Genomic DNA, 12,274 nt, shown 5'->3' with positions numbered 1-12,274 from the left:
CACCTTGAGCCGCTCGATCTCCCGCTCGCTCATCTCGATGCGCTTGTCCACCCAGCCCTCCGCTTCCAGACCAACAAGCGGACATTTCTACTTTGCCGGAAGCGGACATTACTATCTTGCTTCTACACGCGCCCGTCTTGCAGCTTGGCGCCGCGCAGCAATTCCCGTATACTGACGAAGCGCCCCGTGGTCGGCTGGGCTGTCTGAACCCCTTGTGGGGCGGAGTAGGACGGTAAGATCCCCGGCGGGGCGCTTTCTATTTGCACGGCAGAACGGGTTCACCAAGGAAGGGGCCAAAATCAAAGGCCCCAGCAGGCTTGCGCTCTGGCTGAGGCGTTGAGGCGGAACAGATGGCGGCTACGGGTTGGAATCGATCCAGAAACCGACTGCCGTGTTGTCGCTGCCGTCCATGTCGTGCAGCCACTTCAGCTCTCGCAAAGCGGACACGATGCCTCCGCCATCGGCAAACCGGCTGGCGCAGTTGAAACACTGACCGGGAGACTCGCGCGCCGTGATCGGCAGCATGATTTCCACGCCGCAGCGGCGGCAGACAATGCGCAGCCCCTTGATGCGCGAGGCCGGTATGGATGGAGATGGAGCCGCCATACGATCCATGAGCGTCAACCTCCGGTCACCGACGCTGCGGCCTCTGCGCGCGCCTGCTGGCTGGCACGCCACGCCTCAAAGCCGCCGTCGGATTCGATTTGCCGGCTGATCTCGCCGGAAATTTTCTGCGCCAGACGCCTCAGGGCGTCCTGCTCGCCGTCGTAAAAGGTGTTGGGGTAAGACTCCCGCACGGCCTGCTCGTCGCGGTCAAACTCGCGGCCCCAGCGGCGCAGCGTTTCATCATCGATCATGACCTCTCCCTCGTGTAGCCGATGCCGAACCGCTTGGCGACGAACACCCAGAATTGATGGGTCGCCTCCATCTCGGCGTAGCGCGGGTGCATGCCGGCAGACACCATCAGGTCGCGCACCGCCAAAATCGCCTGCCTGGCCGCCTCCGATCGATGGCCTTCAAAGGCGATCAGGGACGGCCATCCATGCTCTGGCCTGGTCATGATGTGCCTGAACGCCGGCGTCACCGCGCGCAGCTCCGCGAAATCATGCTGAACCGCCATCCTGAAATCCGCCACGGAAAAGCTCAATCCGTTCGGGTGGTTGTGTGTAAACGTGCTGCCTCGCATCAAGGCCATCTCGGCATCCGAGTAGGCCACCCTGTCAGCCTGGCCGATCTTGCTCAGGATCAGCGTGCCAGAGGCCGAGATGCTGATGCCGTGCTCGATGGGCTCGTGACGGATCCGTTTTTCCCATTCTACGGCGGCGGCTCTGGCAGCGGTAGAGGTGTCTGGCACCACCAAGGGCGCGTAGGCGTCATAGTCGGTGAACAGCCCTTGTGGCTGGCGCATTGCCCGCTCGTAGCCGGCGGCCAGCGCCGGGTGGGCCTTGGCCAGCTTGTCGGCCCGCACCCGATCCAAAGTCTCCCCCCACCGCCTCGGATCGCCGCCCCACCCCTCATCCGGCACAGCCTCGGCCGGGATGCTCTGCGTCACGCCGCCCCTGCGCTGCGCCTCGCGCGCCGAGACCTGCCGCAGCGTGCAGCGGCAGCGGTGGCCGCAGGGCGGCGTCCAGCGCTTCCACAGCGGGTCATTCACCGGCCGGATCACGCCATCCATCGCCAGGTGCGACGGGCGCACGCGGCTGTCGTTGATGGCGTCGTACATCAGATAGGGCAGGTCGTCCTTGACCTCATCGAAGCGCCGCCAGTGCCCGGCCATGTAGGCCGCCTGCACGGCGTTGCGGTAGATCGTCTCCAGCCGGTGGCGCGGCAGGCTCCAGTCCTGTCCGGCGGCCCACTTGCGGAAGTCATCGAACGTGCCGCCGTCGGCCTGGAACTTCGCCAGCGCGTCGGCCACGGCCTGCACCTGATCGAGCCTTGCAAGGCCTGAGGCGGTAAAGGCCAGCGCGCGCTTCTCTGCAGGAAGGCGGTAGAACTCCTCAGGCAGCATCACGCGCTGCGCGCGCGCCTGCGCCACCTGCTCATCGAAATCTGCATCGAAGTCGATTCTGACGGCCATGCGTCACGCTCCTCGCCGCTGCTGGCGCTCCCACTCGTCGCGGCAATCAGCGTCACACCAGCGCTTCGGGGCATGCACATTCTCGCCGCACCAGTAGCAGTAGCCGGTGTATGGCCCAGCCTCGCGCGGCTTGACGCGCACGCGCTCGATCATGGCCGCCATCTCGCGCTCCAGACGCGCGTCGGTCAGGTCGGCATCATCAGCCATTTTTCATGCCATCGCTCAGTGCCTCGCGCTGGGCGGCCGCATAGCCCATGATCTCGGCGGCGAACATCGCGCGCTCCAGCGTCTGGCGGAAGGTGCGGTCGTCGGCGTCGGCCAGGACGACCGCCAGGCGCTCCATCAGGTCTTCCGGGTCTTTGGCCGCGCGGATGGCGCTGGCGATGGCGCCCGGCGCGATCGGCCCGCCGCCGAGGTTGACGAGCGTGCGCTCGATCTCGTCCTCGATGGCCTGCTGCGCGGCGGTGAAGCGGCGGCGGTCTGGCTTGGTGCTGTCCGGGCGTTTCTCGGCCAGCGTCACGAGGCTGGCGGCCGTCTCGGATGGCTGGCTGGCGCGCCCGATGCCGCCTGCGCCCACGTCGGCAATCGCAGCGGCCTCGGCGGCTGGCAGCTCCTCGAAATCGTCCGACTCCAGGCCGTATTTCTCCTCCAGGTATGCGCGCGTGAACCGCAGCATGCCGGCCTTGACCAGAATTTCGTCGCGCTCGGCGCGCTCGCGCTCCAGCCCGTGCGGGTCTTCCAGCACGATGGTGCCGCGCGGCAGACCGTTGACGTCGGCCAGGATGTCGGCCACCTGCTGCAGGGCGCGGGTGACCAGCCGCACATCGGCGCGGCGCTTCTCGTCGCGCACGCGCTCGTGCACCTCGCCCAAAGCCCGGTTGCCGCTGCCGCCATCCGTGCCGCTGGTCAGCGTCTGCCCAAGGATCAATCGCTGGATGCGCCGGCAGATGGCGGTCTCGAACTCGGCGAACTTGTTCGGGCTGTTGCCGGGCTGGTCCAGCGCCTTTAGCGTGTCGGTGTTATTGATGACCGCGACCGGCCCGCTGGAGAGCGTGCGCAGCAGATCCAGCAATGGCTGCTTGTCGGCGGCATCGGTGGTGCCGTACATGAGCGGCACGGCCGCCTGCTCCAGGAACTTGGCCCACATACGCCAGCCGTGCGTGCGGAAGAACCACGGCCAGTAGGCCTTGGCCAGCAGCGCCTCGCCCATCGGCTTGCGCAGGCTCGGCTCGTGCACGGTGACGATGAAGCCGCCTTCGGCTGGCTTCTGATCGTCGCGCCACCAGAGCGTCCCGTCCGGCTTGACGGCGAACCACTCGAACGGGCAGGCGACGGTTTGCGCGATGCCGATGCGCCCGCCCTGCTCCTGCAGCACAACTTCCTGCACCGCGTAGCCAAACAGCACCGCGTCCCACGCAGCCGTCATGATGGCGTGCGCGTGCGGCTCCAGCGCCTCGGTCAAGAACGCCCGCGCGCGCGATTGCGGATGCTCCACGCGCCACGGCGTGTTGATGCAGGCATGGCGGCGCGTCTCCACCGCCGCGCTGATCTCGTCGTCCGCCAGCAGCGCGCGCAGCTTCGTGCGGCCGATTCCGATTTGCTGCAGCAGATCGTCGTAGTCGCCGCCAGCCAGCCAGCCAAAGCGCGCGAGCATGCGCTCGATGGCGCTGGATGAGCCGAAGGCTGGCAGGGCGTCGCCCTTGATGCGGTCAGATATCGCCATGGCCGGCATGGTGAGCCGCGGTGAGCCGCGCGTCGGCAGGAACGCGTTCCGCCGAAAAGAACATGGCGTCTCGCAGCGCATCGTGCTGCAGCAGGCTCATCTGCCGCGGATCATCCGCGCGCCGCGCCGCCGCAGCGCAGCGGGCTTCCATCATCTTGCGCAGCCCGCGTTCGGTGTAGCGAACCGTCCATGTCAGCGTGCGCGCGATCTCGAGGTACGTCATCCCGGCCGCCAGCATGTCGCGCACCTGCCGGCGGATGGCGTCGCGCTCTTCGCCAGCGTTGCGCGGGATGTAGACCGTCTCGCCGCCGAAGGCCTCGCAGAAATCGGCCGCGTCGCGCTCGCCCAGCGTCTCCACCAGCCTCTGCCACCACGAGCCCGCGCGCGTCTTGGGCACCTTGACCTGGCAGCCGCCGAAGGCCGCGCGCAGCTTCTCGGTTGCTTCATCGCCGATGTACTCGGCCAGCATCGTCAGGCCCGCCACCCGCTGCGTCATCGGAACACCCTCCCGCCTGCGGCCACGTAGCCGCCCTGCCCCATGCCCAGCGCCGCAAAGGCGTAGCTCGCCGCGTCCACCATGTCGTCGTTGGCGCTGTCCGGGAAGGCTAGCAACTCATCTCGGAAGGCTGCCGGGCATCCGGACGGGTCGAGCCGCACCAGGCGCTGCTCAAAGCGCGTGAGCAGCGGCGCAAAGCGCGTCACTTTATCGCGGTCGGGCCGCACGCCGCGAACCGGTAGCGTCGTGGTACGGGCCAGCTCCTGCACCACGGCGGCCTGGAACTGCGTCTGCTCGATGGCGACGATGGACGGGTTGTGCCGCGCGGCTGCGGCCTTGATGCGCGTGAGCACCTCATGAAAGCCCGCGCGGAAGCGCTCGACTTCCTTGATGTACACGATGCCAGTGTCAGGGTCGCGCGCCATCGCGACGATGGCCGTGTAGTCCGCGCCGTCGCGCTCGGAAATCGCGAGGTCCACCCCCAGCACCGGGCGCAGATGCGGCTGGCACTCGCCCATGACCAGCATCTCGGGCTTGATGAGGCCGCCACCGAAGGTGACGAACTCGGCCAGGTACTCCTGCCGGAACACCAGATCGGGCAGTTCGCGCCGCTTGGTCTCGATCTCCTCTGGCCGCAGATGCGGGTTGGTGCTGCTGGGCATGTGAAAGCTCTCCCAGTCCGGGTAGGCCGGGGCGAGTCCTCGCTGGAAGAGCTCGTAGAAGTAGTTCAGGCCGTTGGGCGTGCTGATGAACCAGGCTGCCCCTTGGTAGTCGGTCAGCGTCGGGCTGATGGCCCGCTCCCAAGCCTCCTTGAGATAGCGGGCGTGAGCGGCCTCGTCGATCACGAGGCGGTGGTACTTGCGCCCGCGCCCGGCGTCGGGGTCTTCGAGCGTCCAGAAGTCGATCTTGCCGCCGGTGATGAGCTCGATGCGCTGCTCGGTCCGGTTGGCCTTGCGGGTGACGGGCCGCAGCGTGCGCTCGAAGTCCGCCCACACGTCGGCCAGCAGCTTGTAGGTCGGGGAAAAGAACGCCACCGATGCGCCGTCGATGGCGCCGCCGTCCATGAGCGCCAGCCACTCCACCGCCAGCAGCGTCTTGCCAAAGCGCCGCCCGGCGGCGATGACCTTGTAGCGCGCCGGGCTTTCCATGATGCGCTGCTGGCCGCCGTGCAGGGCGATGGGGGGGATGAGGATGCGCGTCATGCGGGGCAGGTTTGTGGGTATGGTGTTGACTGACTGGTGTTAGTGGGTACAATACCCACCATGAACAGCAAGGAGGTCATCAAGCGTCTGCAGGCCGATGGCTGGGTGCTGGTCCGGGTGAAAGGCTCGCACCACCAGTTCAAACACCCGGACAAGCCGGGCTTGGTGACCGTCAAGCACCCTGACGGCGATATCCCGAAAGGCACGCTGGCCAGCATCAAGCGGCAGGCCGGCTGGAAGTGATGGAGGACGACGCGATGAAGTACCCCGTGGTGCTGCACACCGACGACGGCGTGCGCTACGGCGTGACGGTGCCGGACCTTCCGGGCTGCTTCTCGGCAGGCGACACGCTGGAGCAGGCGTTGCAAAACGTCGTGGAGGCCATCGAACTGCACCTGGAGGGCCTCACCGAAGACGGCGGCGAAGTTCCGCAGCCGTCTCCGCTTTCCGAGCACGTGAGCAACCCAGACTACGCTGGCGGCGTGTGGGCGCTGGTGGAGGTGGACACGGCCCGCTTTGACGGCAAGGCCGAGAAGATCAACATCACCCTGCCGCGCCGCCTGCTGGCGCGCGTGGACGAGTACGCGCGCGCGCGCGGCATGACGCGCTCGGGCTTTCTGGCCCAGGCGGCGCAGCAGGCCATGCGCGGCTAGGCGGCTCATGCCGCACGACCCCCGCCGTAGCTGCGCTCGATGACGATGGCCGGCTGCCCGGCGGCCTCATCCAGCCCCCAGGCGCGGCGCTCGCCTTCCTGGCGGATGCGCAGCATCTCGGCGCTGATCTTGGCGAGCTTGCCGTCCTCGAAGTCGGCCGGCACGCTGCCGAAGCGCGCGCGGTGATCCTCCCACTCGGCCTGGTGCCTGCGCACCACCTCCGCGCCGCGCTCGGCGGCCGCGTCGATGGCTTCGGCCTTCTTTTTCTGGTTGCAGGCTGCAACCACGCCTGCAACTTTTTCTGCAACTTTGCGCCGGATCGCGCCGGCGACGTCCGTGCCGTCGCCCCAGCCTTCGGCCTTGGCGCGTTTCTGGATGGCCTGGTGGCTGACGCCGTACTTGTCGGCCAGCTCAGGAAAGCTCGCCCCGGCCTCGCGCTCGGCGCGGATCGTCTCCCACTGGTCTGCAGACAGACGCGGCATCAGCGCTCCTCCCCGTGCGTGGCGGCATCCCACTGCCGAATGGCTTCGATGCGCGCGCGGCACTCCTCGTAGCGCTGCACGGCATCCAGCACCCACTGCGCTACTTCGCGCTCGCTGGCGGAATCGGCGGCAGCGCTGGCATCGGCTCCAGCAGCATGGCCGGCACCCGCGGGCACGTCACCGATGGCGGCGTTGAGGCGCAGCCGGAGAGCGCCAGAGACGCCGCAGCCGCTGCCAGCCAGTTCGTAAGCTTCACGTTTGGCCTCCTGGATTCGACGGTTGACGGATGCGCGGGCTTCGGCCAGGCTGCGGGCGGCCCGGCCTTCAGCGTCTTCGGCGCGCTTCATCAGCGCGGCCGTGGCTGCTGCTGCGGCTGCCGAGTCTTCGGCCCGCGCCTGTTCGCACGCGGCCAGCGCCGCCTGCCCCTTGGCCTGCGCGTAGCGGTAGCCTGCGGCTGCGCCGAAAGCGGTGCAGGCGGCGGCGATGATGAGCGGCCACGGGGTCACGGCTGCTCCCCCATGCACATGCGGTACTCGGCCCGTACAGGGTCCGTCCGGTCGCCCTTTTGCACCGGCCGCCCGTCCGCGTGGCGAGTCGTGCCAAAGCCCACCGTCTGCACGCCGACGCCATCGTCGTAGCTGCGCTCACGGTACCCTTCGAAGCCAGCCAGCGCGGCCACCAGCGCGGCGGTCGCCCCGATGCCACCCCACTGACGCGCGGTGAGCTTCATCCCTTGAGCCCCAGGATGTTGGCCAGCGCGTAGATGAAGATCGTCGCCAGCAGGCCAAGCGCGCCGAACATCCAGCGCCTGGCCTGCGCGTTCATCGGCTCGGCCTTTTCGAGCACGCCCACGCGATCCTCCATCCGCTCGACGGCCTGCATGACGCGCTCTATGCTGGTGTCATGCTTGCGTGACATCTCGGCCAGCATGGACCGCATCTCGGCCATTTCTTTGCGGTCCTGCGTCTGGCGCTCTTCGATCACGGTCAGCTTCGTCACCGCGTCGGCCATCTTGGTGATAGACAACTCAAGTCGCGAGTGCTGCTCTTCCAGCTTTCGCGTGGCCTCCACGAGCACATCGATCTTGCCGACTTTATGTACGATCATGTCGAGCGCACCACGGTTGTAACGCTCCCACTCAGACGCCGGGATTGGCTCCATCACGCAGGTTCCTCCACTTTGAGCAGCCCGCATGCTGGCTGCAGCGGATGCGTGGCGTCGGCCTGAACGTGTTCATGCATCCAGCACTCGCGCACGGCGGCGGCCCAGCCTTCGGGGCTGGTGGTGGCGGCCCACAGCGGATCGGTCCACATGTCGGCCGACTGCATCGTCAGCAGCACTGAGAGCGGCCACATCACGCGCCACGGCTGGTAGTTGGCGCGGAAGAACAGCGCCGGAATGCCGCCATCGCGCTGGGCTTGCGCCACCGCCTGCGCCCAGGCGCGGTTGACCTCGTGCGGCACCAGCAGGCTCCAGCGCTTGACCTCGATCGTCCAGCCAGGCACCCCCAGGATGTCGCTGTCGCCGTCGTGCTGGCGCACGCGGCGGCTGGCGCTTACCCCCAGCAGGTCGCTGATGATGGCGGCGACCTCGCGCTCGCCGCGCTTGCCTTTTTCCCGGCTCATGCTCCCCATGTCTCAGTCAGTCTCCGGATGGTTGTGTTGAGGGCGTCGATCTCGTCCATCTTGCGGATGGCCCAGGCGCGGCGCTGGCCATGCAGGCCCATGATGGGGCCACGGTGGCACTCGGCGCACAGGGCGACGCAGGTGAATTGCAGGCCCTGCTCGAGGTGGTGAGCTTCCGAAGGGGGCGGCGAGTCGCACACGCTGCACGGCAGGTTCTTCACCCGAGCCAGGTGGCGGCGCTCGATGGCGGAGAGTTTGTTGTTCATGCGGCGCGCCTCAACGGTGCAAAAACTGCGCGCCTGGAATCCCAACCTCTTTCCAGCCTTTCGTAAATCGTTTTGGCGGCACACGCACCAGGCTGCCTCGACCACTCGGCCACGGTCATCCTTGTGCCATCAATCTCTAGCACCTTGTTTTTGCGCGTGTTGTTCGCCTGCTCAATCTTGGATGACCAGCGACAGTTTCCGGGCTCGTAGTCGCCTGACGGATCAATGCGGTCAATACTTTCGTCGGGGCCTGGCTCGCCCATATCCTGGAGGAAGTTTTCAAAGAGCCGCCATCGGTCACACACACTGATTCCGCGTCCACCGTAGTACGGGTACGCATCGAAATTCGGGTTGGTGCAGCGGCTTACCATGTTCGACCAAATCCGGTAGACACGAGAGTTGCCGCCAGCGGTCTTGCCGTGCTTGGTCTTTGCCTTGGATGTGGCAAGGGCTCGCTGCTCCTTACCAAAACATCCACAAGACTTCGTTGACCCACTGCGAAGATGTCGGCCTTGCGTCACGAACCTGGTTCCGCAGTCGCACACACAACTCCAATAGGCATTCTTGCCTTTGGTGCCAGCAAAGGCAAGAACCGTCACGCGACCAGCCCTCGATCCCGTCATGTCAATCACTCTCGTCTTCACGACCAACCCTCCACAATCATGTCGATCAAGCGCTCTGCCTTTTCCTTGTCTAGGTGGGGCAGGATGTGCTGAAGCACGCCGTCAATCGCGGCCGAGTAGAACTTGTCGAACTCGTCCTGGCCCATCGAGTCGTAGCTGATCGAACGAGGCACCTGCATGATCTCGCCGGTCTCCGGATGAGCCATCAAGTCGAAGTGACCCGTCACCAGCTTGACGGCCACCAGAGCCTTCTCAGTGGTGTTGTAGGTTTCGCTGTTCTCGGCCACCAGTTGCAAGAGGGCAAAGAACTTTCGGTGGTGCCTGCCATTCCTTGGCCTGGCCCACTCCATGCGCAACCATGTGCCCGGCTTCATCGTCTCCAGCTTGCGTCGAAACTTGGCCCACGCATCCTGGTCGGCAGGCGTTGAGCCACGCAGGCCCTTGTCGGTCTTTAGCAGCATCACCTTCACAGCATCACCCGCGCGGAAGCCCCCGACTTCAGTCGGGGGTAGTTGACGCCTCCTTCAGCAGCCGCTGAATCTCCGGCCACACATCCGGCCATGCTGCCCCGTGAAAACGCTTCAGCGCGGCGATATGCCCCTCCTGAAGCCTCCGCAGCGGGCGCGCCGACTTGATGAGCCGCGCGCAGCAGTGCAGGCAGCGCAGGCTGTACGCGCCAGATGCGCGGTTGGCCGTGAACGACGCGCAGGCTTGGCATGGCATCCCTCACGCTCCCCCCATGCGCAGCGCCTCGCGGGCGATGCGCAGCGAAATCGGCCGAATCTTCTCGCCCTGCTCGTGGCGGGCGATGATGCGCTTGGCCCACGCCTTGTGGTCCACCGTGACGGGGCCGCTGGCGCGCTCACTGGGCGGCTTGTGCCCCAGCTTCGCCAGTTCGGCCTTGACGCGGGCCGGGTCTGCGGGCGGCTCTGGCAGCGGCAGCGGCTCGTGTCGCGGCGCCTCCCGGCACAGGGCCTTGAACTCGATGATGTTCGGGCATCGCGGCGGCAGATGCTCCAGCGCCCAGGCGATCGCGTCCAGGCGGCTGGCGTAGCCGGCCAGTTCGTGCGCCCACAGGGCCTTGATGTCGTTCACGTCCAGCCCTTCCCACTGACGCATCCAGGCAGCGCCGTAGGTCAGCGCCAGGCGCTCAAACAGCCGGTCCACGGCTTTGACGGGCAAGCTCATCGGGTTCCCCCTTCACGTCCGATCATGGGCACGGCCAGCACGTCCTCCATGGCGTCCACCTCGACGACCTGGGCGGCGGGCCGGCGGCCGGCCATCTCCTCAAACCGGCGGCGCTTGTAGGCCGCCTCACGCTCGGCGTAGCTCTCCGCTGCGGTGCCCCTGGCCACCGGCTGCCGGTCGCGCAGATACCAGTCGGCCCGGAATCCCTGCCAGCCAGCCACGCAGCAGTGCGCGATGGCCTCTTGCAGGCCGATGCCAGCCTTGGCGGCCTCCCGCCTCATGCCGGCCAGCACGGTCGGCGTGACCGGCCCGGCGCGCTTGGCACGGCGCACCGCCAGCCAGTCGGCAAACACCTGCTGGTCCACATCGTCCGGCGGATCGGTGGCTGCGCGCGCGCACGCGCGCTCTACTAACGGTTCATTGACGGTTCTATTGACGGTTCTATGACGGTTTGGCTCCCACCGGTGGGAGGGGTCAGGGACACCGGTGGGAGGGGTCGAGGGACACCCATGGGAGGGGTCAGGGACACCGGTGGGAGGGGTCCCATCCACGGGAGGGGTGACACCCATGGGAGGGGTCGAGGGACACCCATGGGAGGGGTCAGGGACACCGGTGGGAGGGGTCCCATACACGGTAGTCGTCGCATCGGCGACGGCCTGCTTCCGAGCGGCCAGTTCCCTCAGCTTGCGCACATTGATGACCCACTGCTTGGTGCTGCCAGGCGCGCCTCCGTGCGGGTTTCCGACGACCGTCAGATAGCCGGCCTCGACCAAGCCCTGGACGATGCGCCGCGCCTGCTTTTCGCTGACGCGGATCTTCCTAGCGATGGCCTGCATGGATGGGTGCAGGCTTCCTCCATCATCGTTGGCCCAATCGCACATCGCCAGCAGGCAAAGCAATTCGCTGCCTGACAGTGGCGCGGCCTCCCATGCCATCGACACCAGCTTGATGCTCATGCGTCCTCCTTGGCGCTGCTGAAGACCTGCGCCAGACGCGCCAGGCCCTTGGGGGTGACGAGGACCTGCTCGACCATCTTGGCCGTGCCGTCGCTCTTCTCGACGGTGGTGACCTTGTGCTCCAGCAGGCCGGACTGAATGCGGTGCTGGTACGCGACCCAGCCGCTGCCGCCGGCGCGGCGGTAGATCCAGAGGTTTTCCGACAGCCACGCGAACAGGCGCTTGGGCTGGATGCCCAGGTCCTTGGCCGCGTTGGTGATGCACACCGAGCCGTCGGCTGCGCTGATGCGCTCCAGCGCCAGCGCCTTGGGCTGCGCCACGGCCAGTTCTGCCTCCAGCGCCTGCTTCTGCTCGGCCAGGTCAGCGGCCAGCCGCAGCGCCTCGGGCAGCGTCTGCGGGATGGCGAACTGCGGCGCGTGCTCGTAGCGGCCAGTCTTGCGGATGGCGGGCAGCACCTCGTGCGTGACCCAGCGCTTGAAGCGCTTGGCTTCAGGCTTGCGGCTGGTCAGGATCAGGCTGTACAGGCCAGGCTCGTTGACCGCCCTGACCGTCTGCACGCCGCCGGGGGTGGGTACATTGCACCCCCCCCTTTCGTCGTCGTCCAGGCGCTCGACGGCCTGCTTGACGTCGCTGATGTCGAGCACGGCGCACACGTCGGCCGCGACGAACCACGGCTCGCCATGGTCGTCCGTGACCACGCGCACAGTGCGCCCCTCGAACTCGAACGGCCGCAGGTGTCAAGGCAAAGTAGAAATGTCCGCCCTCTGAGCAAGTTAGAAATGTCCGGTTTGACGCCGAAGGTATGTCCTCATGGGCTGGCCCATGGGCCAGCCCATGAGGGCGGAGCGCTGAAGAGACGACGCCAGGGGTGCTCAGGGCCGGGACACCATGGCTGTTTGACTTGGCGCGCTTTGAGGATGTCATCCACCCGCGCATTGAGCGTCTTGTCATCGACGGCGCTGGGGGTGGCTGGAGCAGGATCG

General features: G+C 66.9%; 20 protein-coding genes. 2 read left to right on the top strand and 18 right to left on the bottom strand.

Annotated features, from left to right (window positions below; all coding sequences use genetic code 11):
- Positions 1-357: 357 nt before the first annotated feature.
- From Tchar_RS12500 to terL, 7 genes are read right to left on the bottom strand one after another with little or no spacing between them, the layout of a single operon-like run.
- Complete coding sequence (locus Tchar_RS12500; protein ID WP_144329332.1) at positions 358-615, bottom strand: hypothetical protein; 258 nt, start codon at positions 613-615, stop codon at positions 358-360.
- A 5-nt stretch (positions 616-620) separates the two neighbouring features.
- Positions 621-857, bottom strand: coding sequence for a hypothetical protein (locus Tchar_RS12495; RefSeq protein ID WP_144329331.1), 237 nt, complete (start codon positions 855-857; stop codon positions 621-623).
- On the bottom strand, positions 854-2,077 hold the full coding sequence (locus tag Tchar_RS12490) for a phage head morphogenesis protein (protein WP_144329330.1): 1,224 nt from the start codon (positions 2,075-2,077) through the stop codon (positions 854-856). The genes Tchar_RS12495 and Tchar_RS12490 overlap by 4 nt, the downstream gene beginning before the upstream one ends.
- A 3-nt stretch (positions 2,078-2,080) precedes the next feature.
- Entirely contained in the window at positions 2,081-2,284 is a 204-nt protein-coding gene (locus Tchar_RS12485; protein ID WP_144329329.1) for a hypothetical protein, read from the bottom strand.
- Positions 2,277-3,800 carry a phage portal protein family protein gene (locus tag Tchar_RS12480; RefSeq protein ID WP_161595531.1) on the bottom strand — a complete coding sequence of 508 codons (1,524 nt, stop codon included), beginning with the start codon at positions 3,798-3,800 and terminating at the stop codon, positions 2,277-2,279. The genes Tchar_RS12485 and Tchar_RS12480 overlap by 8 nt, the downstream gene beginning before the upstream one ends.
- Entirely contained in the window at positions 3,787-4,296 is a 510-nt protein-coding gene (locus tag Tchar_RS12475) for a hypothetical protein (protein ID WP_144329327.1), read from the bottom strand. The genes Tchar_RS12480 and Tchar_RS12475 overlap by 14 nt, the downstream gene beginning before the upstream one ends.
- Entirely contained in the window at positions 4,293-5,498 is a 1,206-nt protein-coding gene (gene terL / locus Tchar_RS12470) for a phage terminase large subunit (RefSeq protein WP_144329326.1), read from the bottom strand. Before terL ends, Tchar_RS12475 begins: the two co-directional genes overlap by 4 nt.
- Before the next feature lie 60 nt (positions 5,499-5,558).
- Here terL and Tchar_RS12465 point away from each other — a divergent pair, with 60 nt between their 5' ends.
- Positions 5,559-5,741 carry a type II toxin-antitoxin system HicA family toxin gene (locus Tchar_RS12465; RefSeq protein WP_132963580.1) on the top strand — a complete coding sequence of 61 codons (183 nt, stop codon included), beginning with the start codon at positions 5,559-5,561 and terminating at the stop codon, positions 5,739-5,741.
- 14 nt (positions 5,742-5,755) lie between these two features.
- The gene (locus Tchar_RS12460; RefSeq protein ID WP_132963579.1) at positions 5,756-6,151 is read left to right on the top strand and encodes a type II toxin-antitoxin system HicB family antitoxin; all 396 of its coding nucleotides are present in this window, start codon (positions 5,756-5,758) and stop codon (positions 6,149-6,151) included.
- Positions 6,152-6,156: 5 nt separating this feature from the next.
- Here Tchar_RS12460 and Tchar_RS12455 read toward each other — a convergent pair whose 3' ends face one another.
- The 11 genes from Tchar_RS12455 to Tchar_RS12405 form a co-directional block, all read right to left on the bottom strand.
- Positions 6,157-6,633 (bottom strand): helix-turn-helix domain-containing protein, encoded by a 477-nt coding sequence (locus Tchar_RS12455; RefSeq protein WP_132963578.1) that lies wholly within the window; start codon positions 6,631-6,633, stop codon positions 6,157-6,159.
- Positions 6,633-7,139 carry a hypothetical protein gene (locus Tchar_RS12450; RefSeq protein ID WP_144329325.1) on the bottom strand — a complete coding sequence of 169 codons (507 nt, stop codon included), beginning with the start codon at positions 7,137-7,139 and terminating at the stop codon, positions 6,633-6,635. The genes Tchar_RS12455 and Tchar_RS12450 overlap by 1 nt, the downstream gene beginning before the upstream one ends.
- On the bottom strand, positions 7,136-7,363 hold the full coding sequence (locus Tchar_RS12445) for a glycoside hydrolase family protein (RefSeq protein WP_201739366.1): 228 nt from the start codon (positions 7,361-7,363) through the stop codon (positions 7,136-7,138). The genes Tchar_RS12450 and Tchar_RS12445 overlap by 4 nt, the downstream gene beginning before the upstream one ends.
- Positions 7,360-7,794, bottom strand: coding sequence for a DUF7201 family protein (locus Tchar_RS12440; RefSeq protein WP_161595530.1), 435 nt, complete (start codon positions 7,792-7,794; stop codon positions 7,360-7,362). Before Tchar_RS12440 ends, Tchar_RS12445 begins: the two co-directional genes overlap by 4 nt.
- Positions 7,794-8,258 (bottom strand): putative PDDEXK endonuclease, encoded by a 465-nt coding sequence (locus Tchar_RS12435; RefSeq protein WP_144329323.1) that lies wholly within the window; start codon positions 8,256-8,258, stop codon positions 7,794-7,796. Before Tchar_RS12435 ends, Tchar_RS12440 begins: the two co-directional genes overlap by 1 nt.
- Positions 8,255-8,524 carry a hypothetical protein gene (locus Tchar_RS12430; protein WP_144329322.1) on the bottom strand — a complete coding sequence of 90 codons (270 nt, stop codon included), beginning with the start codon at positions 8,522-8,524 and terminating at the stop codon, positions 8,255-8,257. Before Tchar_RS12430 ends, Tchar_RS12435 begins: the two co-directional genes overlap by 4 nt.
- Positions 8,521-9,147, bottom strand: coding sequence for a hypothetical protein (locus Tchar_RS12425; protein WP_144329321.1), 627 nt, complete (start codon positions 9,145-9,147; stop codon positions 8,521-8,523). Before Tchar_RS12425 ends, Tchar_RS12430 begins: the two co-directional genes overlap by 4 nt.
- Before the next feature lie 17 nt (positions 9,148-9,164).
- A complete protein-coding gene (locus Tchar_RS12420; protein WP_144329333.1) occupies positions 9,165-9,608 on the bottom strand; it encodes a DUF1367 family protein in 444 nt (147 codons plus the stop codon).
- A gap of 265 nt (positions 9,609-9,873) precedes the next feature.
- Positions 9,874-10,335: a hypothetical protein gene (locus Tchar_RS12415; RefSeq protein WP_144329320.1), complete on the bottom strand. Its 462-nt coding sequence runs from the start codon at positions 10,333-10,335 to the stop codon at positions 9,874-9,876.
- Positions 10,332-11,291, bottom strand: a complete 960-nt coding sequence (locus Tchar_RS12410; RefSeq protein ID WP_144329319.1) for a helix-turn-helix domain-containing protein — start codon at positions 11,289-11,291, stop codon at positions 10,332-10,334. Before Tchar_RS12410 ends, Tchar_RS12415 begins: the two co-directional genes overlap by 4 nt.
- On the bottom strand, positions 11,288-11,995 hold the full coding sequence (locus Tchar_RS12405) for a phage antirepressor KilAC domain-containing protein (RefSeq protein ID WP_201739365.1): 708 nt from the start codon (positions 11,993-11,995) through the stop codon (positions 11,288-11,290). The genes Tchar_RS12410 and Tchar_RS12405 overlap by 4 nt, the downstream gene beginning before the upstream one ends.
- Positions 11,996-12,274: the final 279 nt, after the last annotated feature.

Origin of the sequence: Tepidimonas charontis, assembly GCF_007556685.1 — a bacterium.
Lineage (GTDB): Bacteria > Pseudomonadota > Gammaproteobacteria > Burkholderiales > Burkholderiaceae_C > Tepidimonas > Tepidimonas charontis.
Note: the sequence above shows the minus strand (reverse complement) of the source record. Positions and strands in the feature narration are given on the sequence as shown.

What these genes read in the sequence shown, in the direction of transcription:
- Tchar_RS12500 (WP_144329332.1), bottom strand. Translation starts at nt 615, where the DNA reads ATGGATCGTATGGCGGCTCCATCTCCATCCATACCGGCCTCGCGCATC.
- Tchar_RS12495 (WP_144329331.1), bottom strand. Translation starts at nt 857, where the DNA reads ATGATCGATGATGAAACGCTGCGCCGCTGGGGCCGCGAGTTTGACCGC.
- Tchar_RS12490 (WP_144329330.1), bottom strand. Translation starts at nt 2,077, where the DNA reads ATGGCCGTCAGAATCGACTTCGATGCAGATTTCGATGAGCAGGTGGCG.
- Tchar_RS12485 (WP_144329329.1), bottom strand. Translation starts at nt 2,284, where the DNA reads ATGGCTGATGATGCCGACCTGACCGACGCGCGTCTGGAGCGCGAGATG.
- Tchar_RS12480 (WP_161595531.1), bottom strand. Translation starts at nt 3,800, where the DNA reads ATGGCGATATCTGACCGCATCAAGGGCGACGCCCTGCCAGCCTTCGGC.
- Tchar_RS12475 (WP_144329327.1), bottom strand. Translation starts at nt 4,296, where the DNA reads ATGACGCAGCGGGTGGCGGGCCTGACGATGCTGGCCGAGTACATCGGC.
- terL (WP_144329326.1), bottom strand. Translation starts at nt 5,498, where the DNA reads ATGACGCGCATCCTCATCCCCCCCATCGCCCTGCACGGCGGCCAGCAG.
- Tchar_RS12465 (WP_132963580.1), top strand. Translation starts at nt 5,559, where the DNA reads ATGAACAGCAAGGAGGTCATCAAGCGTCTGCAGGCCGATGGCTGGGTG.
- Tchar_RS12460 (WP_132963579.1), top strand. Translation starts at nt 5,756, where the DNA reads ATGAAGTACCCCGTGGTGCTGCACACCGACGACGGCGTGCGCTACGGC.
- Tchar_RS12455 (WP_132963578.1), bottom strand. Translation starts at nt 6,633, where the DNA reads ATGCCGCGTCTGTCTGCAGACCAGTGGGAGACGATCCGCGCCGAGCGC.
- Tchar_RS12445 (WP_201739366.1), bottom strand. Translation starts at nt 7,363, where the DNA reads ATGAAGCTCACCGCGCGTCAGTGGGGTGGCATCGGGGCGACCGCCGCG.
- Tchar_RS12440 (WP_161595530.1), bottom strand. Translation starts at nt 7,794, where the DNA reads ATGGAGCCAATCCCGGCGTCTGAGTGGGAGCGTTACAACCGTGGTGCG.
- Tchar_RS12435 (WP_144329323.1), bottom strand. Translation starts at nt 8,258, where the DNA reads ATGAGCCGGGAAAAAGGCAAGCGCGGCGAGCGCGAGGTCGCCGCCATC.
- Tchar_RS12430 (WP_144329322.1), bottom strand. Translation starts at nt 8,524, where the DNA reads ATGAACAACAAACTCTCCGCCATCGAGCGCCGCCACCTGGCTCGGGTG.
- Tchar_RS12425 (WP_144329321.1), bottom strand. Translation starts at nt 9,147, where the DNA reads ATGACGGGATCGAGGGCTGGTCGCGTGACGGTTCTTGCCTTTGCTGGC.
- Tchar_RS12420 (WP_144329333.1), bottom strand. Translation starts at nt 9,608, where the DNA reads ATGCTGCTAAAGACCGACAAGGGCCTGCGTGGCTCAACGCCTGCCGAC.
- Tchar_RS12415 (WP_144329320.1), bottom strand. Translation starts at nt 10,335, where the DNA reads ATGAGCTTGCCCGTCAAAGCCGTGGACCGGCTGTTTGAGCGCCTGGCG.
- Tchar_RS12410 (WP_144329319.1), bottom strand. Translation starts at nt 11,291, where the DNA reads ATGAGCATCAAGCTGGTGTCGATGGCATGGGAGGCCGCGCCACTGTCA.